The sequence below is a fragment of the Streptomyces sp. GC420 genome, from assembly GCF_009916105.1.
Classification (GTDB): Bacteria; Actinomycetota; Actinomycetes; order Streptomycetales; family Streptomycetaceae; genus Streptomyces.
Genome location: NZ_JAAAXQ010000011.1, coordinates 16,951 through 36,980 on the forward strand (window position 1 = coordinate 16,951; position 20,030 = coordinate 36,980).

The 20,030-nt window shown below is 73.2% G+C and carries 16 protein-coding genes and 1 pseudogene; 8 read left to right on the plus strand and 9 right to left on the minus strand.

Annotated elements, in window-relative coordinates; all coding sequences use genetic code 11:
• Window positions 1-55: 55 nt before the first annotated feature.
• Window positions 56-457: pseudogene (locus GUY61_RS02720) on the plus strand (arabinose isomerase); the annotation flags it as partial.
• Window positions 457-1,479, plus strand: a complete 1,023-nt coding sequence (locus tag GUY61_RS02725) for a LacI family DNA-binding transcriptional regulator (protein ID WP_166628405.1) — start codon at window positions 457-459, stop codon at window positions 1,477-1,479. The pseudogene GUY61_RS02720 and the gene GUY61_RS02725, both read left to right, overlap by 1 nt.
• Here GUY61_RS02725 and GUY61_RS02730 read toward each other — a convergent pair.
• Complete coding sequence (locus GUY61_RS02730; RefSeq protein ID WP_166628406.1) at window positions 1,465-2,622, minus strand: NAD(P)-binding domain-containing protein; 1,158 nt, start codon at window positions 2,620-2,622, stop codon at window positions 1,465-1,467. The genes GUY61_RS02725 and GUY61_RS02730 overlap by 15 nt on opposite strands.
• A 187-nt stretch (window positions 2,623-2,809) precedes the next feature.
• Here GUY61_RS02730 and GUY61_RS02735 point away from each other — a divergent pair, with 187 nt between their 5' ends.
• A complete protein-coding gene (locus tag GUY61_RS02735; RefSeq protein ID WP_166628407.1) occupies window positions 2,810-3,232 on the plus strand; it encodes a secondary thiamine-phosphate synthase enzyme YjbQ in 423 nt (140 codons plus the stop codon).
• A gap of 568 nt (window positions 3,233-3,800) precedes the next feature.
• Here the strand turns inward: GUY61_RS02735 and GUY61_RS02740 are convergent.
• Entirely contained in the window at window positions 3,801-4,640 is an 840-nt protein-coding gene (locus GUY61_RS02740; protein WP_166628408.1) for a class I SAM-dependent methyltransferase, read from the minus strand.
• Window positions 4,641-4,822: 182 nt separating this feature from the next.
• Between GUY61_RS02740 and GUY61_RS02745 the strand changes: the two genes are divergently transcribed.
• Both GUY61_RS02745 and GUY61_RS39015 read left to right on the plus strand, forming a co-directional pair.
• Window positions 4,823-5,272 carry a helix-turn-helix domain-containing protein gene (locus GUY61_RS02745; protein ID WP_208105477.1) on the plus strand — a complete coding sequence of 150 codons (450 nt, stop codon included), beginning with the start codon at window positions 4,823-4,825 and terminating at the stop codon, window positions 5,270-5,272.
• Window positions 5,239-5,499, plus strand: coding sequence for an SCP2 sterol-binding domain-containing protein (locus GUY61_RS39015; RefSeq protein ID WP_208105478.1), 261 nt, complete (start codon window positions 5,239-5,241; stop codon window positions 5,497-5,499). Before GUY61_RS02745 ends, GUY61_RS39015 begins: the two co-directional genes overlap by 34 nt.
• Before the next feature lie 117 nt (window positions 5,500-5,616).
• On the opposite strand, the gene GUY61_RS39625 is transcribed toward GUY61_RS39015, so the two are convergent.
• Window positions 5,617-9,435, minus strand: a complete 3,819-nt coding sequence (locus tag GUY61_RS39625) for an Ig-like domain-containing protein (protein ID WP_313896475.1) — start codon at window positions 9,433-9,435, stop codon at window positions 5,617-5,619.
• A 625-nt stretch (window positions 9,436-10,060) separates the two neighbouring features.
• A complete protein-coding gene (locus GUY61_RS02765) occupies window positions 10,061-10,543 on the minus strand; it encodes an Lrp/AsnC family transcriptional regulator (RefSeq protein WP_166628409.1) in 483 nt (160 codons plus the stop codon).
• 389 nt (window positions 10,544-10,932) lie between these two features.
• Between GUY61_RS02765 and GUY61_RS02770 the strand changes: the two genes are divergently transcribed.
• Together GUY61_RS02770 and GUY61_RS02775 are read left to right on the plus strand one after the other, a co-directional pair.
• Complete coding sequence (locus GUY61_RS02770) at window positions 10,933-12,498, plus strand: FUSC family protein (RefSeq protein ID WP_166628410.1); 1,566 nt, start codon at window positions 10,933-10,935, stop codon at window positions 12,496-12,498.
• A gap of 151 nt (window positions 12,499-12,649) precedes the next feature.
• The gene (locus tag GUY61_RS02775; RefSeq protein ID WP_166628411.1) at window positions 12,650-13,681 is read left to right on the plus strand and encodes a lactonase family protein; all 1,032 of its coding nucleotides are present in this window, start codon (window positions 12,650-12,652) and stop codon (window positions 13,679-13,681) included.
• A gap of 107 nt (window positions 13,682-13,788) precedes the next feature.
• Here the strand turns inward: GUY61_RS02775 and GUY61_RS02780 are convergent, their stop codons facing one another.
• From GUY61_RS02780 to GUY61_RS02800, 5 genes are all read right to left on the minus strand, one after another.
• Entirely contained in the window at window positions 13,789-14,712 is a 924-nt protein-coding gene (locus GUY61_RS02780; RefSeq protein ID WP_166628412.1) for a sirohydrochlorin chelatase, read from the minus strand.
• A gap of 104 nt (window positions 14,713-14,816) precedes the next feature.
• On the minus strand, window positions 14,817-16,007 hold the full coding sequence (locus GUY61_RS02785; RefSeq protein WP_166628413.1) for a BadF/BadG/BcrA/BcrD ATPase family protein: 1,191 nt from the start codon (window positions 16,005-16,007) through the stop codon (window positions 14,817-14,819).
• A 46-nt stretch (window positions 16,008-16,053) separates the two neighbouring features.
• Entirely contained in the window at window positions 16,054-16,731 is a 678-nt protein-coding gene (locus GUY61_RS02790) for a uracil-DNA glycosylase (protein WP_166628414.1), read from the minus strand.
• 47 nt (window positions 16,732-16,778) lie between these two features.
• Window positions 16,779-17,864 carry a sialidase family protein gene (locus GUY61_RS02795; protein WP_166628415.1) on the minus strand — a complete coding sequence of 362 codons (1,086 nt, stop codon included), beginning with the start codon at window positions 17,862-17,864 and terminating at the stop codon, window positions 16,779-16,781.
• A 205-nt stretch (window positions 17,865-18,069) separates the two neighbouring features.
• Entirely contained in the window at window positions 18,070-19,512 is a 1,443-nt protein-coding gene (locus tag GUY61_RS02800) for a nucleobase:cation symporter-2 family protein (RefSeq protein WP_166628416.1), read from the minus strand.
• A 253-nt stretch (window positions 19,513-19,765) separates the two neighbouring features.
• Here GUY61_RS02800 and GUY61_RS02805 point away from each other — a divergent pair, with 253 nt between their 5' ends.
• Window positions 19,766-20,005, plus strand: coding sequence for a hypothetical protein (locus GUY61_RS02805; protein ID WP_166628417.1), 240 nt, complete (start codon window positions 19,766-19,768; stop codon window positions 20,003-20,005).
• Window positions 20,006-20,030: the final 25 nt, after the last annotated feature.

Consider the following 20,030-nt stretch of genomic DNA (forward strand, 5'->3'; position numbering starts at 1 on the left):
CGCCACAGGAACGACCCGCCGCCGCACGCCCGCCGTCGCCCGAAGGCCCCGCATCGGCCTCGCCGAGACGGGCCACGACGGCCCGGGACACCCGGTCATCAGCGAGCGCAGGCCGCTGCTGCGCGGCCTCGGCGTCTACCACGGCAAGCGCGGCTGGGGCGTGTCGGTGGAGTTCGACGTCCGGCACGGACCCGTCACCCTGGCCGGTCTCGGGCAGACCCGCGACGGGAAGTACAAGCTGGTCGCCGCCGAAGGCAAGGTGGCCGGCGGCCCGCTGCCGGAGATCGGCAACACCACCTCACGCGTCGACTTCGGCTGCGACCCCGGTGAATGGACCGACGGGTGGAGCGCGAGCGGTGCCGCCCACCACCGGGCGCTCGGCACCGGCAGTCTGCTGCCCGACCTGCGTGCGCTGGCCGGGCTGAGTGGACTGGAGCTCGTGGAGGTCTCCGCCTGATGGCACAGTCGGTGGGTATCAAGGACGTCGCCCGCGTCGCGGGCGTGTCCGTCGGCACGGTGTCCAACGTCATCAACAGGCCGGAGTCGGTGGCCGAGGAGACACGGGCACGCGTGCTGTCCACCATCGACCGGCTCGGCTATGTGCGCAGCGAGTCCGCCCGCCAGCTCAGGGCCGGCCGCAGCCGCATCATCTCGCTGCTGGTGCTCGACATGGCGAACCCCTTCTTCGTCGACGTCGCCTCCGGCGCGGAACGCGCCGCGCGCGACGCGGGGCTCGGCGTGATGCTGTGCAACAGCGGGCAGAGCGCCGAGGAGGAGGCCGAGTACCTGGGACTCTTCAGCGAGCAGCGGGTCCGCGGCATGCTGATCACCCCCGTCGATCCGACCGGACGCAATCTGCGCGCCTTCCGCCGCCACGGCATCCCCTACGTCCTCGTCGACCGGGTGGGACCGAGCTCGGAGGGCTGCTCGGTGTCGGTCGACGACATCACCGGCGGGGAACTGGCCGTACGGCACCTGATCGCCCAGGGACACACCGGGATCGCGTACGTCAGCGGACCGATGCACCTCCAGCAGTGCCAGGACCGGCGGGCCGGCGCGCTGCGGGCGCTCGCCGAGGCGGGGCTGCCCGCCGAGCGGCTGCGGCCGGTCGAGGCGGAGCGGCTGGACGTCGCGGCCGGCCGCGACTCGGGCGCGCGCCTGCTCGGCATGTCGTCCCGGCCCACGGCGGTGTTCTGCGCCAACGACCTGCTGGCGCTGGGCGTGCTCCAGGCGCTGTACGGGGCGGGGGTGAGCGTGCCCGACGATGTGGCGCTGGTCGGCTACGACGACATCGAGTTCGCCTCGGCCGCCGCGGTGCCGCTGACCTCCGTACGGCAGCCCGCGTTCCAGATGGGGCGGCTGGCCGCCGAGCTGCTGATCGAGGAGACGGGGGACGACGCCGGCGAGCACCGGCACCAGCGCATCGTGCTCCAGCCCGAGCTTGTGGTCCGGGACTCGTCGCTGTCACGCCGTCGCTGACACCGGTGCCTTCCGCGCCCCCGGGACCCGTTCGCGGCCCCGGCCCTCGAGCTGTGCCGTGTCCCGGTCCCGGAACAGGCGGCGGATGTCGCCCACGGCCGCCCGGCCCGCCCTGTTGGCGCCGATCGTGCTGGCCGAGGGGCCGTATCCGGACAGATGGATCCGGGGGTCCCGGACCACCCGGGTGCCCTCGATACGGATGCCGCCGCCCGGCTCGCGCAGCCGCAGCGGCGCCAGATGGTCCAGGGCCGCCCGGAAACCCGTCGCCCAGAGTATGACATCGGCCTCCGTGCGGCGGCCGTCGTCCCATTCCACGCCGGTGGGCGTGATGCGGTCGAACATCGGCCGCCGGTCCAGGACACCGTCCATGAGAGCCCGTCTGATCGCGTCGTTCAGGGGCAGCGCCGTCACCGACACCACGCTGCGCGGGGGCAGGCCCCGCCTGACCCGCTCCTCGACCAGGGCCACGGCCGCCCGGCCGGCGTTCTCGTCGAACGGGCCCTCGCGGAAGACGGGCGGACGCCGTGTCACCCAGGTGGTCGCGGCGGCGTACGGGGCGAGCTCCATCAGGTGCTGCGTCCCCGACGCGCCGCCGCCCACCACGATCACCCGCTGCCCGGCGAACTCCTCCGGCCCCCGGTACCGGGCGGTGTGCAGCTGACGGCCGCGGAAGGTCTCCCGGCCCGGGTAGTGGGGGAGGAACGGGCGGTCCCAGGTGCCCGTCGCGTTGATCAGCGCCCGGGTGGCGTACGTCCCCTCCGAGGATTCGACCAGAAGCCGCCCGCCCGGGCCCTCGGTGACCCTGCGGACGTCCACCGGGCGGTGCACGCGCAGGCCGAAGGCGCGCTCGTAGTCGCCGAAGTAGGCGCCGATGACCTCGGACGAGGGCCTGGCCGGGTCCGCCCCTGTCAGCTCCATGCCGGGCAGCGCGTACATCCCGTGCACCTTGCCGTACGTCAGCGAGGGCCAGCGGAACTGCCAGGCGCCGCCGGGCGCGGGGGAGTGGTCGAGGACGAGGAAGTCACGGTCCGGCTCGAAGCCGGTGCGCCGCAGGTGGTAGGCCGCGGCCAGCCCCGCCTGTCCCGCGCCGATCACCACGGCGTCCACGTCCCGCGCGTGCTCCCGCGCCCCGGAATCGTTCACGCTTCTACCAACTGTGCCGGGGCGCGGGATCTTCCCCGCCGGACGCCGCCGTGCCGCCGGACGGTGCCGTACGCCGCTGTGCGCCGGAGGTGCCGGGCCGGAGGTGCCGGGCCGGATGTGCCGGGCCGGATGTGCCGGGCCGGGCGGCGTTCCGGACGCCGTGCGCGGAGTGCGCGAGGATGGGGCCATGCCCGATGCCTTCACCACCCGCGTCCTGAACGTCAGCACCGGCCGCTCCGAGACGGTGACCGATCTGACCCGCGACTGTGCCGCCTTCCTCCAGGAGGTGGCCTGCGGCCGGGACGGGCTGCTGAACATCTTCGTCCCGCACGCGACCGCCGGTATCGCCGTCATCGAGACCGGAGCCGGCAGCGACGACGACCTTCTCGCGACCCTGCACACCCTGCTTCCCGCGGACGACCGCTGGCAGCACCGCCACGGCAGCCCCGGCCACGGCCGCGACCACGTCCTCCCGGCGCTCGTGCCCCCGCACGCCACGCTCCCGGTGATCGGCGGCCGCCTGGGACTCGGCACCTGGCAGTCCGTGTGCCTGGTGGACACGAACGTCTCGAATCGCGACCGTCAGGTGCGGTTGTCGTTCCTCGGGTAGGGCTTTGTCCGCCGTCACTGCAGGAGCGACTTCCGGCCGCACCGAATGAGACGCCGTCCGGACCGGCGATGGCCTTGGGGGAGGCTTGCGCGTTCCCTGGACGGGCCGTTCCTGGAGGGGCTACGCGGCAGTAGAGGTGGGCCAGAAGGCCTGCATGAGCCAGCTGACGGAGTGCCACCTCAACCCCGATCTGTCTGCCGGTCAGGTCGTGGACGACGACACGGAAGGCGTTGTGCGGCGAATCGCGGAGAAGTCGGGGTCCTGCCGCCTGGCTGCCCCGTCGCAGGCGGTGCCTCTGCTGGTCCGCCGGGAGGGGGATGACCACCAGGATGCCACGTTTGCGCAGGTGGGCGGGATCGTACGGGACGAGTTGGCCTTGTCGGCCAGGACCAGGTCCGGCCTGGTGCGCGGACGACCACGCCGTCGGGGACGCGCAGGCGAGCCATGACGTCCGTGAAGATGAGGGCACCGAGGCCGGCAGATGCCGAGGGGGACGGCCACCGCACGGTGCGGGCGGCTCGGCTTCCCCGGCCGGCCGTCCCGGCCGCCCTGCCGGCCCCGGCGGTCCTCAGCCGCGCTTGCGGGCCGTCACCACGAGGTACTCCCACTCCATACTGAAACCGTCCCGCCCTTCGGCGTGCCGGCGGGCGAGGTCGTCGAGGCCGACGTCCAGTTCCGCGACCCGGGCCGGGTCGTCCGCGATGTTCCGGTAGACGGCGATGGTCGGGCCGTAGCAGGACTTGAAGTACTCCCGGAACTCCTCCGGCTTCCCGAAGCGGTCGATCCGTACGGTCCGCCGCCGGGCCTCGAAATCGGTCACCCGCTCGCCGAGCAGACCGCGGACGTGCTCCTCCCGGCCCCACAGCGGCGGGGGCTGGGCCCCGGGCGGCGGCGCGGGTGCGTAGGGTTTCACCACGGCGAACATCTGGCCGATGAAACCCTCAGGAGTCCAGTTGATCAGGCCGATCGTGCCCCCGGGACGGCACACACGGACCAGCTCACGGGCGCCGGCCTCATGACGCGGGGCGAACATGATTCCCACGCAGGACATCACGGTGTCGAAGTCACCGTCCGCGAACGGCAGCGCCTCCGCATCGCCCTCACGCCATTCCAGCTCGGCGCCCTGCCCGGCAGCGAGCCGGCGCCCGGCCTCCAGCAGTTCCGGCGTGAGGTCGCAGGCGACGACGCTCGCGCCCGCCAGAGCCGCGGGGATCGCGGCGTTGCCCGACCCGGCGGCGACGTCCCGCACCCGTTGGCCGCTCCGCACGCCGCAGGCCCTGGCCAGCTCCCGGCCCAGCTCCGGGATGATCTGGGTGGCGACGGCCGGATAGTCGCCCAGCGCCCACATCCTGCGGTGCTTCGTCTTGACTGCGCGGTCGGCCTCGACGGTGTCGGTAATCTCGGTCATGACAGCTCCCGTTCTCCTGGAATCTCCTCGAAGAATCTCCTCGAACCCTTGCCTTGGTACCGAGGCTAGGAAGGCGCCCGGGGCGGTCCTCGTACGAGATCTGTACCGGCGGCGGTGGCCGCGCTCCGTAGAAACGTGCCGGGAAGTGGCCGGGCCTCGGCGGGGGGATCAAGCCTGCACGCATGGGGTCCTCGTACTACCAGTTCTGCCCCGTCGCCAAGGCGATGGAGCTGCTCGACGAGCGCTGGACACTGCTCGTCGTGCGGGAACTGCTGGAAGGCACCGAGCACTTCAACGACCTGCGGCGCGGCGTGCCCAGGATGTCACCCACGCTGCTGTCCAGGCGGCTGCAGCAGCTGGTGCGCGCCGGAATCGTCGAGCGGCGCTCCGACGGGCGGCAGGTGCGCTATGTCCTGACCGCCGCGGGCCGGGAACTCAGGCCGGTGGTCGAGGCGCTCGGCACCTGGGGTGTGCGGTGGGTCGGGGAACTCGGGGACGAGGACCTCGACCCGAGTCTGCTGCTGTGGGACATGACCGCCACGTCGACCACGACGCCGTCCCCACCGGGCGTACGGTGGTCCGTTTCCTGTTCTCGGACGTGCCCGTCGGCTCGCGCGAGTGGTGGCTGGTGATCAAGACGGCCCAGGCCGACGTCTGCGACATGGATCCCGGCTACGACGTGTCGGTCACGGTCTCGGCGGCTCTGCGTCCCATGGTCCGGATCTGGCGGGGGGATCTGGGCTGGTCCGAGGCCTTGCGCACCGGGGCCTTGGCGGTGGAGGGGCCGGAGCGGCTGCGACGGGCGCTGCCGGACTGGTTCGCCCTGCCCGCCGTCGCGGCGGTGCCGCGGCCTTCCTAGGGGCGGGCGCCGTCCCGCAGGACCCGGTCCGGGTGGTGTGCCGCCACGGCGCACCGCCCCTGCCGCGGGTGTCCGCGACGGGGGCGGTGCACTGCTGTGCCGGTGTGCCCGGGGCGGTCAGACAGCCACGGTGTGGGTGTCCGTTCCGGTTGACGGCGCGAACTGTCCGTTGCCGTTGTACGTGGCGGTGACGGCGTGCGGGCCGATGGTCAGTCCCCGGTTGGTGGTGACGGCGACACCGCCCACCAGGGCCGCGGTGAAGGTACCGCCGCCACCGCCTCCGATGACGAACGTGACGGTGCCGGTGGGGGTGCCCGTTCCCGGTGGGGCGGCCACCACCGTCGCCGTGAAGGTAACCAGTCGACCAGGCTGGGACGGGTCGGGCGACGAGACGACCGTCGTGATGGTGCTCGCCCCGGTGACGGTGTGCGTGTCCGCGCCGCTGGACGGGGCGAAGTCGGCGTCGCCGCCGTAGGAGGCCGTCACCGTGTGGGGTCCGATGTTCAATCCGCTGTAGGTGACGGAGGCCGAACCGCCCGTAATGGGCGCGGTGAGTGTGACAGTGCCGTCGATGACGAAGGTGACGGTGCCGGTGGGGGTGCCGGGCCCCGGGACGTCCGGTGTCACGGTGGCGGTGAAGGTGACTGTCTCCCCGACGACGGACGGATCGGGGCTCGAGATCACCGTGGTGGTGGTCGGCGCCGGGTTGACGGTGTGGGTGTCCGTGCCGGTGGAGGCGGTGAAGTTGCTGTCTCCGCCGTACGCGGCGGTGATGGAGTACGTCCCGGCCGTCAGCGTACTGATGTCCACCGTCGCCACACCGTCGGCGTTCAGTGCGACCGGGATGGTGGGGCCGCCGCTGATGGTGAAGGTGACGGTTCCTGTGGGTGTACCGGCGCCCGGTGACACGGCCGCGACGGTCGCGGTGAGGGTGACCGTCTCTCCGCGCACGGAGGGGTCGGGGCTGCTGGTGACGGTGGTGAGCGTCGCCGCCTGGACCACGGTGTGGGTGTCGGTGCCGGTGGAGGCGGTGAAGTTGGTGTCGCCGCCGTAGTCGGCGGTGACCGAGTAGGTGCCGGCTGGCAGGGTGGCTCGGGTGAGGGTGGCGGTGCCGTTCTCGTCGAGGAGGACGGGTACGACGTCTCCGTCGATGGTGAAGGTGACGGTGCCGGTGGGGGTCCCGGCTCCCGGGGCCACGGGCGCCACGGTCGCGGTGAAGAGGACCGGCTGGCCGAACACGGAAGGATCGGGACTGCTGCTGACCGAGGTGATGGTCGATGCGAGGACGACGGTCTGGGTGAGGGGCGCGCTGGTGGAACTGGTGAAGCTGGGGTCGCCCGCTCCGACGTAGGTGGCGACCACGGTGTGGTCCCCGGCGGTGAGGTCGCTGATGGTGACGGTGGCACTGCCTGCGGCGAGTGTTCCGGTCAGGACGATGGTGCCGTCGATGGTGAACGTGACCTGGCCGCCGGGTGTGCCTGCGCCCGGTGGGACGGGGGCGACGGTGGCGGTGAAGCTGACCGGCTCTCCGTAGACGGAGGGGTTGGGGGAGGAGGTGAGCGTCGTGGTGGTGGCGGAGGGTTCGACGATGTGGGTGTCGCTGCCCGATGAGGGGAGGAAGTTGCCGTCGCCGTTGTATTCGGCGGTGATCTCGTAGGTGCCGACCGGCAGCCCGGCGGTCGTGAAGGTGGCGGTGCCCGACCCGTCGAGCGGCACGGTGACGCTGCTTCCCGCGCTGTCCCTGAAGGTGACGGTGCCGGTCGGCGTCCCGGCGCCAGGGGCGATAGGCGTGACGGTCGCGGTGAAGGTGACGGGCTGCCCGAAGACGGACGGGTCGGGGGAGGTGATGACCGTCGTGGTGCTGGCTGCGGGATCCACGGTGTGCGTGTCCGTGCCCGTGGCGGGCAGGTGATTCGGGTCGCCGCTGTAGGCCGCCTGGACCGGATGAGTGCCCGCCGCCAGCGTGCTGCTGCTGATGGTGGCAACGCCGTTCTCGTCCAGGGCCACCGTGACGGGGGGTTCGCCGTCGACGGTGAAGGTCACCGTGCCCGTAGGAACCCCGCCGCCGGGTGCCGACGGGGCCACCACGGCGGTGAAGGCGACGGGCTGTCCGAAGACCGAGGGGTCGGGCGTGGAGGTCACGGTGACGGTCGTGGCCAGAGCGCTGACGGTGTGTGTGTCCGAGCCGTCCGAGGGAGCGAAGCCGGTGTCGCCCCCGTAGGCGGCGACGACCGTGTGCGTACCGGCCGGCAGAGCGCTGGTGGCGGCTGTGGCCGTTCCCGAGGCGTCGACGGATCCGGTGAGGACGATCGAGCCGTCGATGGTGAAGGTGACGGTGCCGGTGGGGGTGCCGGCCCCGGGCGGAACGGGAGTGACGAGCGCGGTGAAGAGGACCTCCTGGCCGTAGGTGCTCGGGTCCGGCGAGGAGGTGACCGTGGTGGTGGTCAGCGCCTGGCCGACGGTGTGGGTGACGTCGCCGGAGGAGCCGGTGAAGTCGGCGTCCCCGCTGTAGACGGCGGTGACGGTGCTCGTCCCGACGGGCAGATCGGACAGCGTGAGCGTGGCGGTGCCGTCGCTCTCCAGGGGGAGGACACCGATCTCGGCCCCGTCGAGGAAGAACGTGACCGTCCCGGTGGGCGTTCCGGCACTCGGAGGCGCCGGAACGGCCGTCGCGGTGAAGGCCACCTCCTGGCCGAACACCGACGAGGGTGGCGAGGCGGTGACCGTGGTGGTCGTCGACGCACGGCCGACGGTCACCTCGGCCGTGGTGGTGGAACCCGCGTACTGGGCGTCCCCGTTGTAGGTGACGGACACCACGTGACTGCCCACCGAGAGGGAGTCGATCGTGAAGGAGGCCGTACCGCTTCCGTCCAGCGAGACGGTCTGTGTCGTCACGCCGTCGGGGCCGCTGATCTCGAACGTGACGGTACCCGTCGGCACCGGGCCCGGTCCCTGGGGCACCACGGTGGCGGTGAAGGTGACGGGTTCGCCGAAGACGGGAGCGGCGGGAGAGATGGTGACCGTAGTGCTCGTGGCCGCCCCGAGGACGGTTTGCGTGGTGGTGCCCGAGGAGGGCGCGAACTGGGTGTCGCCGCTGTAGGTCGCCGTGATCGTATGTGTGCCCTGACCGAGGGTGCCGATGTCGACGGTGGCGACTCCCGAGGTGTCCAGCGGAGCGGTGAATGTGCCGCCGCCCGGACCGTCCACGACGAAGGTGACCGTGCCGGTGGGGATTTCCGTGTAGGGCGGCGCGGCGGCGACGAAGGCGGTCAGTGTCACCGTCTCGCCCAGGTTCGACGGGTCGGGCGACGAAGCGACGGTGGTGGTGGTCGCCTTCTTCGACGGCAGCACGTGCTGGCTGGTGGAACCGGTCGACGGGAGGAAGTTGACGTCTCCCTTGTAGATGGCGATGACGAGTTGGTCACCGGGCGGGAGGGAGTTCGTGGTGAAGGTGGCCTTGCCGCTCGCGTCCAGCCGCGCGGGGAAGTCACCGAGGGAGTCGACGACGAAGACGACCGTGCCGGTCGGTGTCCCCGCGCCGGGCGGCACGGCCGTCACGGTGGCGGTGAAGGTGACCGGCTGCCCGGGAACGGAGGGATCCGGCGACGAGGTGACCGTGGTGCTGGTCGCCGCCGGGACCACGGCGTGCCGGTAGCTGCCGGTGGAGCGCGCGAACTGCGCGGAGCCGTTGTACGTCGCGGTGACCGTGTGGGTCGCCGTGCTGAGCGTGGAGGTGGTGACCGTGGCCCTGCCGCTCGCGTCGAGCGGCACCGTGTACGTGCCGCCTCCGCCGCCGGCGATGGTGAAGGTCACGGTGCCGGTGGGGGTGCCCAGGCCCGGGATCACGGAGGTGACCGTTGCGATGATGGTGACCGGCTGACCGAAGACGGTCTGGATGGGGGATGAGACAACCCTGGTGATGGTGGGAAAAGCCACGATGCGCCCTCTCGTCCGTGGTGTGCGTTCCGCTGGTCACCCGTCAGGTCCGGTGGTGCCTCCGGGGAGGACCGCCCGTACGGCGCGGCCGCTTCCGCCGAGACCGGGATGAGACTGGGACCGGGGCTTGACGAAGAGGCAGGGCTCCTCGCCGCACTGCTCTCCGTCGGCAGAGGCAGTGGGGACCAACGGGCCGATACCACTGATGGACCCACGACTTGCCGCGCCACTCCAGAGTCAGGACGCTCAATTGACTCGAACGGAGCAGCGCTTAATGAATCGGACGAGGCGTGAGTAATCTATCGAACACCACACTCCGGTCATATGTGCGCCGTTGTGCGCCGCTCCGGGCTGTGGCCGAGGTCAACAGGGCCTGAGAGGTTCGGCGAAGCCGGGGAACGCCGACCCACCCGTACGCGGCGGACACCTCGAACTCGCCCTGCCCCGAGGAGGAGACCGGCGTGCGAGCCCATCGGTCCGCCCGCCGGTGGGGGCATGTCCTGATCGCGGGACCGCCGTGCGGTGTCGGTGCGCCGCCGACGCGCTCCGGCATGCCGCACCCGGGATTCCCCGGAGCCGGCGGCGACCGGTCACCCGCGCCGCGCCGCCCGCGTCAACGCTGCGGTCACCCGCGCCGGGCCGCCTCGCGCCCGACCGACTCCACCAGCGGCAGCAGTCGGTGGGGCACCCGCTCGCGCAGCGCCACCTCTGTCCGGGTGCGCACCACACCCGGCAGGTTGATCAACTGCTGGATCACGTCCTCCAGGTGCTCGTTGTCGCGCGCCACCACCCGGGTCAGCAGATCACCGCCCCCGGTGATCGAGAACGCCTCCACGATCTCCGGTACGGCCGACAGCGCCTCGCCCACCTCGTCGAGATGCCCCTGCGTCACCTCGATGTGGACGAAGGCCAGCACCGGATGCCCCAGCGCGGCGGGCGACAGGAAGGGCCCGGTGCCCGTGATGACGCCGTCCCGCTCCATGCGGTCGAGGCGCGCCTGGACCGTGCCGCGCGCGACGCCCAGCAGACGGGCGTACTCCCGGACGCTGGTGCGCGGCCGTTCCAGCAGCAGCCGCAGGATCCGGGTGTCCAACCGGTCCACCGCCATCGTCCACCGCCCTCCTCCTGGCACCGGCGCGGGACTACGACTGTACCGATGGCCGGGTCGTCTGGCGGGCCGGAACGCCGGGCGGGCCGGGTCGTCTGGCGGGCCGGAACGCCGGCGGCGAGGGCGGCCCGCCCGCTCCCACTGGTCCGTTGGCCGCGGGGCGGCCCGCCCTTGACGCGGCACGCTGGGCCATTGGCCCAGTGAGAACCTGTGCTGTTGAGCCACTGACCCCCGCAGTGCTTTCCTGTACCCATCGATGGCGCTGCGCAGCGCTGGACGGCGACGAAGCCGCACCGGAGCGTGGCGCCTTTCCCATGCCCAGGTGGGCGGCGCACGCGACCGCACCCGGGCCGTGCGTGCCCGAGGGGGGCCGGTCGCCGTTGAAGAGGATGTTCTCCGCACCCGACCCGGGTCTCGTCCGGCTGCGCGTGTCGCTGCGCGCCGTCGCCGGGGTCGGCCTCGCCGTGACCGCCGCGCAGGCCGCGGGACTGCCGCTGCCCGCCTCCGTCACCGGTGGGCTCGCCGCGCTGCTCGCGCTCTTCACCGTCGCCGACCCGACCGTCCGGGGCCAGGCACTGACCACACTGCTGCTCCCCGTCGTCGGCCTTCCCGTGCTCGCGCTGGCCACCGTCCTGCACGGCAGCCCGCTGCTGCGTGACACCGCCTGGCTGCTCGTCGTCCTCGGCGGCGTGTACGCCAGGCGCTGGGGTCCGCGCGGCAACGCGCTCGGCATCTTCGCCTTCATGATGTTCTTCGTCACGCAGTTCCTGCACGCCGTTCCCGCGCAACTGCCCGTGCTCTGCGCGGCCGTCGCGCTCGCCCTCCTCGCGGCGGGCGGCGTCCGCTTCGGACCCTGGTGCGTCGAGCGCCGTACCCCGCCCCCGGCCGCACCGGTGCCGCCGCCCGGCACCGGGCCGGCCAGGCCCACCACCCGGCAGGCCGTGCAGGCGACGGCGGCCTGCGCCTTCGCGCTGGCACTGGGCCAGACCGTCTCCGACGAGCGCTGGTACTGGGCCGTCGGCACCACTTGGTGGATCTTCGTCAACACCGCCTCGCGCGGCGAGACGCTGGTGCGCGGCTTCCGCAGGATCGTCGGTACGGTCCTCGGGATCGCGGCGGGAATGCTGGTCGCCGTCCCGCTGGACGGGGCCCCGGGCCCCACGGCCGCCCTGGTCGCGGTGTGCGTCTTCGGGATCTTCTACACGGCGGCCCTCTCCTACAGTTGGATGACGTTCTTCGTGACCGTCATGGCCGGACTCCTCTACGGCCTGCTCGGCGTCCTGCACCCCGGTCTGCTCGCCCTGCGCCTGACCGAGACCGTCGTCGGAGCCGCCGGCGCCGCTCTCGCCGTGGCCGTCGTCCTCCCGGTCACCACCCACGCGGCCACGGACGCCTGGATCCAGCGGGCACTGCAGTGCGTGCACCGCTGCACCTCCGAGGCCGCCCGGAGACTCGCCGGGGACGAGGACGCCGATCCCGCGCCGCCGGCCGCCGAACTGGAAGTGCTGCTGGGGCGCGTGCGGATGTCGGTCGCGCCGCTCGTGCACCCCCTCAACCCGCTGCACGCCCGCAAGGCCCGTGCACGCCGGGTGCTGGAACTGCTCGACGACTGCGCCCGGCAGGTACGGGCGCTGGCCGCGGTGGCCGCCGACCCGGACGCCTCGCACGACGCCAGGCTGACCGCCGCCTGCCGTCGCGTCGAGACGGCGGTGCACGCCCTGATGACGCCCAGCGCCCGGCCGGCCCTCGCGTCCGTGCCCGTGCCCGTGTCCGTGTCCGTGTCCGCACCGGCACCCGCGCCGGCCGCGGTCGAGGCCGAGGCGCTCGTGCCCATGGGCCGGCCGCTTTCGGAGGAGCATCCCGCGCTCGCCCATCTGCACGACCTGGAGAAGGCGCTCGCGGCACTCGACGGCCCCCTGCGGAACCCCGCAGGCCCCTCCCTCGTCACCGTCTGACGCCCAAGAGCCGTCCACGGCCGTCCGTGCCGTCGGGCGAGTGGACGAGTGGACGAGTGGACGAACCGCCATATGGTCTAGACCTACTGCTACCGTCGGCCCATCACGTCCGGCACGCACCAGGCGTCCGGACCCGCGGAGGGAGTACCACGTGGCCGTCAGCGGACGCGCGTTCATCGGCTCGTTCACCTCGGCGGGCGGCCGCGGCATCCTCACCGCGACGGTCGAACCCCGCACGGGCTCGCTGACCGTCCTGCACACCACCGAGACCGTGCCCGACCCGTCCTTCCTGGCCCTGTCGGCGGACGGTCACGTGCTCCACGCCGTCAGCGAGACGGAATCCGGGGCCGTGTACGCGTTCGACGTACGCGGTGAACGGCCCGTGCCGCTCGGCGGACCCGTGCCCGTCGAAGCGGACTCGCCGACCCATCTGACCGTGGCGGGGGATCTGCTGCTGACCGCCAACTACGGCTCCGGCAGCGTCACCGCCCTCGCCCTGGGAGCGGACGGGACCCCGTCGGGCCCGGCCCGGGTCATGGCCCACCGCGGCTCGGGACCCGACGCCGCGCGCCAGCAGGGCCCGCATGCCCACCAGGTGCTGCCCGACCCCACCGGGCGCTGGCTGCTCTGCGTGGACCTCGGCACCGACTCGGTGTGGATCAGGGCGGCGGACACCCTGCGCCTGCACCGCGAGGCCGCGCTGAGGCCCGGCAGCGGGCCCCGGCACCTGGCGTTCCACCCGGCCGGCCGGCACGCCTACGTCGTGGGAGAGCTGGACCCGGTCGTCACCGTCTGCCGGTGGAACGCCGAGGAGGGCGCTCTCGTACCGCTCGGCGAGACACCTCTGGGGCCCGGCACAGCCGGGGCGGCGGGCGGCCACTACCCCTCCGAGCCCGTCGTCTCGCGGGACGGCCGATTCCTCTGGGTCGCGGGGCGCGGCCGGGACAGCATCACCGTCCTGGCTCTGGACGAAGCGGGCGAGTCGGCCGCACCGGTCACCACGGTGCCCTGCGGCGGCCACTGGCCCCGGGATCTCACGCTCGACCCCACGGGCCGCCGGCTGTACGCGGCCAATGAGCGCTCCGGCACCGTGACCTGGTTCGACGTCGACCCGGAGACCGGCGTCCCGGCCCCGGCGGGTTCGCTGCCGGCACCGGCCGCCTCCTGCGTGATCTTCGGCTGACGCCCGCCCTGCCCCGCCCGCGGTCCCGTGGCCGCACATGCGTCAGGGCCCGGTTCCCGGCCTGGGAGAACGAGCCCTGACGTGTGCGCCGTGCGTGTGTCCGGTGATCAGTGCACCGCGGTGCCCGGTGTCTGCTGCTGGGCGATGCCCAGGACCGCGGCGTACTTCGACAGCACCAGCTTGCCGATCGCCGGGTACGAGCCCAGCGTCTCGGCGGAGGCGCAGCCGGCCTCCTTCGCGGCGGCGTCCAGCAGCCCCTCCGGGACCTCCGGGCCGATCGCGTACGGCGCGAGCGCCAGCTGCGCCGAACCGGAGCCGCGCAACTGCTCGGCGATGTCCGAGACGGCACCCTCCTGGTCCAGCGCGGCGGCCATCACCGGCACCGCCAGACGTGCGGCCAGCAGCATGCCGGTGATCCCCGCGGCCTGCACCGCTTCCTCGCCGCCCACAGTGGCGAGGATGATGCCGTCGGCCGCCGTGGCCACGGTGAAGAGCCTCGCCCGGTCCGCGCGGGCCAGACCGGCCTCGGAGAGGCGCACGTGCAGGGCCTCGGCGAGCAGCGGGTGCGGGCCGAGGACGTCGGTCAGCTCCGCCGCGGCCTCGCTGTCCACGAGGGCCTGGCGTATGCGGCGCATCAGCGCGCTGTCCGGCCCCGCCAGCAGCGGTACCACGACGGCGACCGGCCCCTCGGGCGCGGACACCTCCTCGCCCGCGGCCTTCGCCAGTTCGTAACGGGCGGTGCGGTCCGCGGCCGTCCGCGCCAGGACGGCGGGCAGCGTGGGGTACTCGTCGTCGTCCCCGTCCAGGTAGCCGATCCGGGCGTCCAGGCCCGGCAGCTCGGAACGGGCGATGCTCACGGTCTCCTCCGCCAGCGCGCGCGTGGCCGGTCCGGGAGTGCCGGGCACGGCAAGGAGCAGCGCGGGCGCACCCTCGGGCGCCACCACGGGTTCCGGACGGCGGTGGCGTCCGGGCTGGCGGGGTCGCGGCATTCGTACTGGCAGGCCGTTGGAGGGCCCTGTGGGGGAGCTCATGGCCTGGCATGCTACTGGTTCTGCGCGCCCCGCTGTTCGGGGAGGGCGCAGATCGGCGGTATCCGTCCCGATTTATCCGTTGAATACCGTGAATGGTGACCGGATCAGTCCACCTGTCCGGTGCCCGTGGCCGGGCGGACGTGCAACAACCGTCCGTCGACCGGCAGTCGTACATCGCCTGTGGCCAGCGCGGACGCGATCACGACGGCTCCGCGCAGCGGGTCTCCGGCCGCCGGTACGAGCCGGGCGTGCGGGAGTTGCCGTGCCAGTTCCGCCCGCAGCGGTACGAGGAGCGGGTCGCCCAGTTTCAACAGGCCACCGGTGAGGGCGACTTCGGGGGACCATGCCGCACCGCCGCCCGGTGCGGGCCCCTTGGTGCAGGAATCGCCCGGTGTGTCCGCCGCGCCCGGTGAATCCACTGCGTTCAAGGTGCCCGGTGCCGTCGTCGCGTCCGTCGCTCCTGTTGCGCCCGTCGCGTCCGGCGCCCGTGGCGCGTGCGGCCCGTCCGGGCACGCCGCCGCGGCGGCGTCCGCGATGTGTCCCGCGGCCTCCCGCAGGATCCGGTCCGCCACGGTATCGCCGCCGGCCGCGGCGCGGGCCACCTCGGGCGCGAAGGAGGCCAGTACGGCCGGCCGGTCGGAGCGCGGATAGACCAGTCCCGGCACCTCGGCGGCGGGCCCGAGGACCGCTTCCGTCCGGGCCAGCAGTGCGCGGGACCCGCCCCGCCGGCCGTCGTGGGCGCGCAGCGCCGCCTCCAGGCCGGCCCTGCCGATCCAGGCCCCGCTTCCGCAGTCGCCCAGCAGGTGGCCCCAGCCGTCGGCGCGCCGCCACGAGCGCAGGTCCGTGCCGAGCGCGATCAGCCCGGTGCCGGCGGCGACCACGACTCCGGGACGCGGGCCCAGCGCACCGGCGTACGCCGTCACGGCGTCCGCCGCCAGGGCCAGCCACCGTGCGCCCAGTTCACGTGCCAGCGGGCCCGGCAGTCCGCTGCGCAGCCCGCCCCCGAGGGTCGCCATGCCGGCCGCGCCCACGGCGATCGCCGCGATCCGCCCGGCCCCGGCCTCCCGCATCAGTTCCCTCGCGGCGGGCAGCAGCCGGTCCAGGAACTCCGCCGCGTCGATCCCACCGGGGCCGGTACGCACGGGCCGGGCCGAGCGGGTCGCGCCGACGGCGGGAACCGCGCCGCCCTGGCAGGGGCCGGCGTCCGGGCCGGCCGCCAGCGCCACGCGCAGCCCCGAGCCGCCGGAGTCGACACCGAGGACCCAGTGGCGCTCCTGCGGCGCCCGGCCGCTCACGCCGGTGTCCTCCGGCGGCCCGAGCCCGGCCCGAGCGCCGCCGGGGTCACGGCAGCCGCCAGTCCACCGGCTGCGCCCCCTGGGCGGTCAGCAGTTGGTTGGCGCGGCTGAAGGGGCGGGAGCCGAAGAAACCGCGGTCGGCGGACATCGGGGAGGGGTGCGCGGACTCGATGGCCGGGAGGTCGCCGAGCAGCGGGCGCAGATTGCGGGCATCCCGCCCCCACAGGATGGACACCAGCGGGCGGCCCCGCGCGGCCAGTGCGCGGATGGCCTGCTCGGTGACCTCCTCCCAGCCCTTGCCCCGGTGGGCGGCGGGCCGCCGCGGGGCCGTGGTGAGTGCCCTGTTGAGCAGTAGCACGCCCTGCCGGGCCCACGGAGTCAGATCGCCGTTGGAGGGCCGGGGCGCACCGATGTCGCCGTGCATCTCGCGGAATATGTTCTCGAGGCTGCCGGGCAGTGGTCTGACCTCCGGTGCCACGGAGAAGGACAGGCCGACCGCGTGTCCCGGCGTGGGGTAGGGATCCTGGCCCACGATGAGGACGCGTACCTCGTCGAAGGGCTGCTGGAAGGCCCGCAGCACATGGGGCCCCGCCGGGAGATAGGTGCGTCCCGCGGCGATCTCCGCCCGCAGGAAGTCGCCCATCGCGGCGATGCGTCCGGCCACCGGTTCCAGGGCCTTCGCCCAGCCGGCCTCAACGATTTCGCTCAAAGGTCGTGCAGCCACGGGGCGTCACTCTACTGGTGCGCGGGGTGGCCGCACGACCGATGCCGTCAACTGATCGCCGCGGCCCGGACGCACAGCACATCCGGCAGGTGGGAGGCCAACTGCCGCCAGCTGTCCCCGTCGTCGGCGCTCGCGTACACCTCCCCGTTGCGGTTGCCGAAGTAGACCCCGGCGGGATCGGCGTCGTCGGTGCGGAGCGCGTCGCGCAGCACCGTGCCGTAGTGGTCGTCCCCGGGGAGCCCGGCGGACAGCGGCTCCCAGCTCTTCCCGGCGTCCGCCGTGCGGTAGACCCGGCAGCGGTGCCCGGCGGGCACGCGGTCGGCGTCCGCGTTGATCGGGAAGACGTAGGCGGTGTCCGGGCGGTGCGGATGCGCGGCCACGGCGAACCCGAAGGTGGAGGGCAGCCCCTGGCCGATGTCGGTCCATCGGGCACCGGCGTCGTCGCTGCGGTACACACCCCAGTGGTTCTGCAGGTACAGCCTGCCGGGATCCCCGGCATCCTGCGCGATCTTGTGCACGCACTGTCCGAACTCCGGGTTCGGGTCGGGCAGGAACACCGCCGAGACGCCGCTGTTGGACGGGGTCCAGCTCGTGCCGCCGTCCAGGGTGCGGAAGACCCCGGCGGTGGAGACCGCCACCGTCACGGCACGCGGGTCCCTCGGGTCGGTGACCACGGTGTGCAGTCCCTCGCCGCCGCCGCCCGGCACCCACCGGGAGCGCGTCGGGTGCTCCCACAGGGGCCGGACGAGCTCGAAGGTCAGGCCGCCGTCCTCCGACCGGAACAGGGCGGCCGGCTCCGTGCCCGCGTACACCACGTCAGGTGCCGCCGGGCCGGCCGGATGCAGCTGCCAGACCCGCTCCAGCGAGGCTCCGGTGAATTCGGGGAACTTCACGGGGTGCTGCCTGGGCTCCGTCCAGCTCCGGCCCAGGTCGTCGGAGTGGAACACCGAGGGACCCCAGTGCGAGCTGTCCCCGCCCACGAGCAGCCGTGGGGTGTCCCGGCGCGTGTCGATGGCGATCGAGTACACGGCCTGCGCGTTGAAATGCGGGCCGTCGAACTCCCATGTACCGCCGCGCCTGCGGCCGATGAAGAGTCCCTTGCGTGTTCCCACTGTGAGCAGTACGTCGGTCATGCCTGACCGCCTCCAAGGCGCCGTTGTCTCGGACTGGGCTCAGTTTGCACCCTGCCACTGACAACGGCGCCCGTGAACGGTGTCCGCCCAGTTCAGTGGGGGTGTCGCCGCCATTGCCCCCGCACCGCGCCGGAGCCGGGAACGGGCCCGGGAGCAGAGCCGGAGACGGTGCCACCGAGCGGTGCCCGTCCGCGCCGCGACGCCCTCACACGCGCTTCCCCCCGGCCTTCCCGGCAGTGCCGGCGGCGGCGCCGCCCGCCGGTCCGCCCGGCCCGGCGGCCGGCGGCTCACCGCCGTCTTCCGCGCCGGACACGGCCGCGCTCGTCCCCGCGTCCTTCGCCCGCGCGGGCAGGTGGTTGAAGAGCAGGTTGAGGACGAGGGCGGTGATGCAGCCCGCGCTGATCCCGCTGTCCATCACCGTCTGGAACCAGTCGGGGAACTCGGCGTAGATCTCCGGCACGCCCACCGGCAGCATGCCGACCGCCACCGACACCGCGACCACCGTCAGGTTGTGGTTGCCCCTGAAGTCGACCCGGGCCAGCGTCCGCAGACCGCTCGCCGCCACCGTGCCGAACATGACCAGGCCCGCTCCGCCCAGCACGGGGGCCGGGATCGCCGCGACGACCGCGCCCAGCTTGGGCAGCAGGCCCAGCAGCACGAGGATGCCGCCCGCGAAGGCGACCACCCAGCGGCTGCGCACCCGGGTCATCCCGACCAGGCCGACGTTCTGCGCGTACGCCGTGTACGGGAAGGTGTTGAATACGCCGCCGAGCATCGTCGACAGGCCGTCGGCGCGCAGGCCGTCCGCCAGCATGCGCGCGTCCACCCTGCGGTCCGTCAGCTCGCCCACCGCCAGGAAGTCGCCGGTGGTCTCCGTCATCGTGACCAGGGCGACGATCAGCATGGAGACGACCGCGGCCACCTCGAAGGTGGGCGCGCCGAAGTGGAAGGGCGTGCTGACACCGATCCAGTCCGCGTCACCGACCCCGCCGAAGTCGGTGAACCCCGTGGGCACGGCGACGACCATTCCGACGACGATGCCGGTCAGTACGGCGATCCGGCTCAGGAACGGCGGCGCGAAGCGCTGCACGCCGAGCACGACCAGCAGGACGAAGCCCGCGAGCGCGAGGTTCTCCGGCTCCCCGAAGTCCGCGGAACCGACGCCCCCGGCCGCCCAGTTGCCCGCCACCGGCAGCAGCGACAGGCCGATGATCAGGATCACCGTGCCGGTCACCAGCGGCGGGAAGAACCGCAGCAGCCGCCCGAAGACCGGGGCGAGCAGGATCATCGCGACCCCCGCGACGATCACGGACCCGTAGATGGCAGGCAGGCCGCCCTCGCCCGTGCCGATGAGCACCATCGGGCCGACCGCCGCGAATGTGCAGCCCTGCATGATGGGCAGCCGCACACCGAAGCGCCAGAAACCGATGCACTGGATGAGCGTGGCGATGCCGCACAGCAGCAGGTCGGCGGTGATGAGATACGCGAGGTCGGCCGGCGGGAGCTTCATCGCACCGCCGACGATCAGCGGCACGGCCACCGCGCCCGCGTACATCGCGAGCACGTGCTGCAGACCGAACGCGCCGAGCTGGGCGAGAGGCGGGACCTCGTCGACCGGGTGGACTGTCTTCGCTGATGGGGACGTCATGGGCGCTCCAGGCACGGTCTGTTGTCGGCGGGGGGTGACAGCACGAGACCGTAAGACGGCTAAACAGTTTGTTGATTTCCGCGGTGTTGCCGCCGCGTGTCACCGCTCGAGGCCGCGCAGGGCATGCCGCGTCGTACGGCGAGGGCTAGGCTGCTCCCTGCCGCCCGCGGCCGTGGTCGAGACTCGTCGCGCGGGCGCCGCACGGGCCAGGCGCCGGGGGAGTGGCCGGGCGCCGGAGGAGGAGGGGGAGGCCGTGGCTCTCGTGTACGGGCTGTTCACCGGTGGCTTTTTCTGTGTCGTCCTGTACGAGGCCGGATGGGTCACCAGCGCCTCCGGCCTGTGGATGGTCATGATCCTGGTCTCCGGCGTGGCCACACTCCTGCTCGGGGCGTTGGCCGCCGCGCACGGCGTCGGGAGCGGACCGGGCGGCGACTACGACGCCGATTTCGGCTCCGACGACAGCGGCGGCGGATGCGGCGGCGCCGACGTCTGACCGTCACCGCCGCGTTCCGCAGCCC

What these genes read in the sequence shown, in the direction of transcription:
- GUY61_RS02765 (WP_166628409.1), bottom strand. Translation starts at nt 10,543, where the DNA reads ATGGCGGTGGACCGGTTGGACACCCGGATCCTGCGGCTGCTGCTGGAA.
- GUY61_RS02800 (WP_166628416.1), bottom strand. Translation starts at nt 19,512, where the DNA reads ATGACGTCCCCATCAGCGAAGACAGTCCACCCGGTCGACGAGGTCCCG.
- GUY61_RS02780 (WP_166628412.1), bottom strand. Translation starts at nt 14,712, where the DNA reads ATGAGCTCCCCCACAGGGCCCTCCAACGGCCTGCCAGTACGAATGCCG.
- GUY61_RS02735 (WP_166628407.1), top strand. Translation starts at nt 2,810, where the DNA reads ATGCCCGATGCCTTCACCACCCGCGTCCTGAACGTCAGCACCGGCCGC.
- GUY61_RS02725 (WP_166628405.1), top strand. Translation starts at nt 457, where the DNA reads ATGGCACAGTCGGTGGGTATCAAGGACGTCGCCCGCGTCGCGGGCGTG.
- GUY61_RS02770 (WP_166628410.1), top strand. Translation starts at nt 10,933, where the DNA reads ATGTTCTCCGCACCCGACCCGGGTCTCGTCCGGCTGCGCGTGTCGCTG.
- GUY61_RS02745 (WP_208105477.1), top strand. Translation starts at nt 4,823, where the DNA reads ATGGGGTCCTCGTACTACCAGTTCTGCCCCGTCGCCAAGGCGATGGAG.
- GUY61_RS02740 (WP_166628408.1), bottom strand. Translation starts at nt 4,640, where the DNA reads ATGACCGAGATTACCGACACCGTCGAGGCCGACCGCGCAGTCAAGACG.
- GUY61_RS02795 (WP_166628415.1), bottom strand. Translation starts at nt 17,864, where the DNA reads ATGACCGACGTACTGCTCACAGTGGGAACACGCAAGGGACTCTTCATC.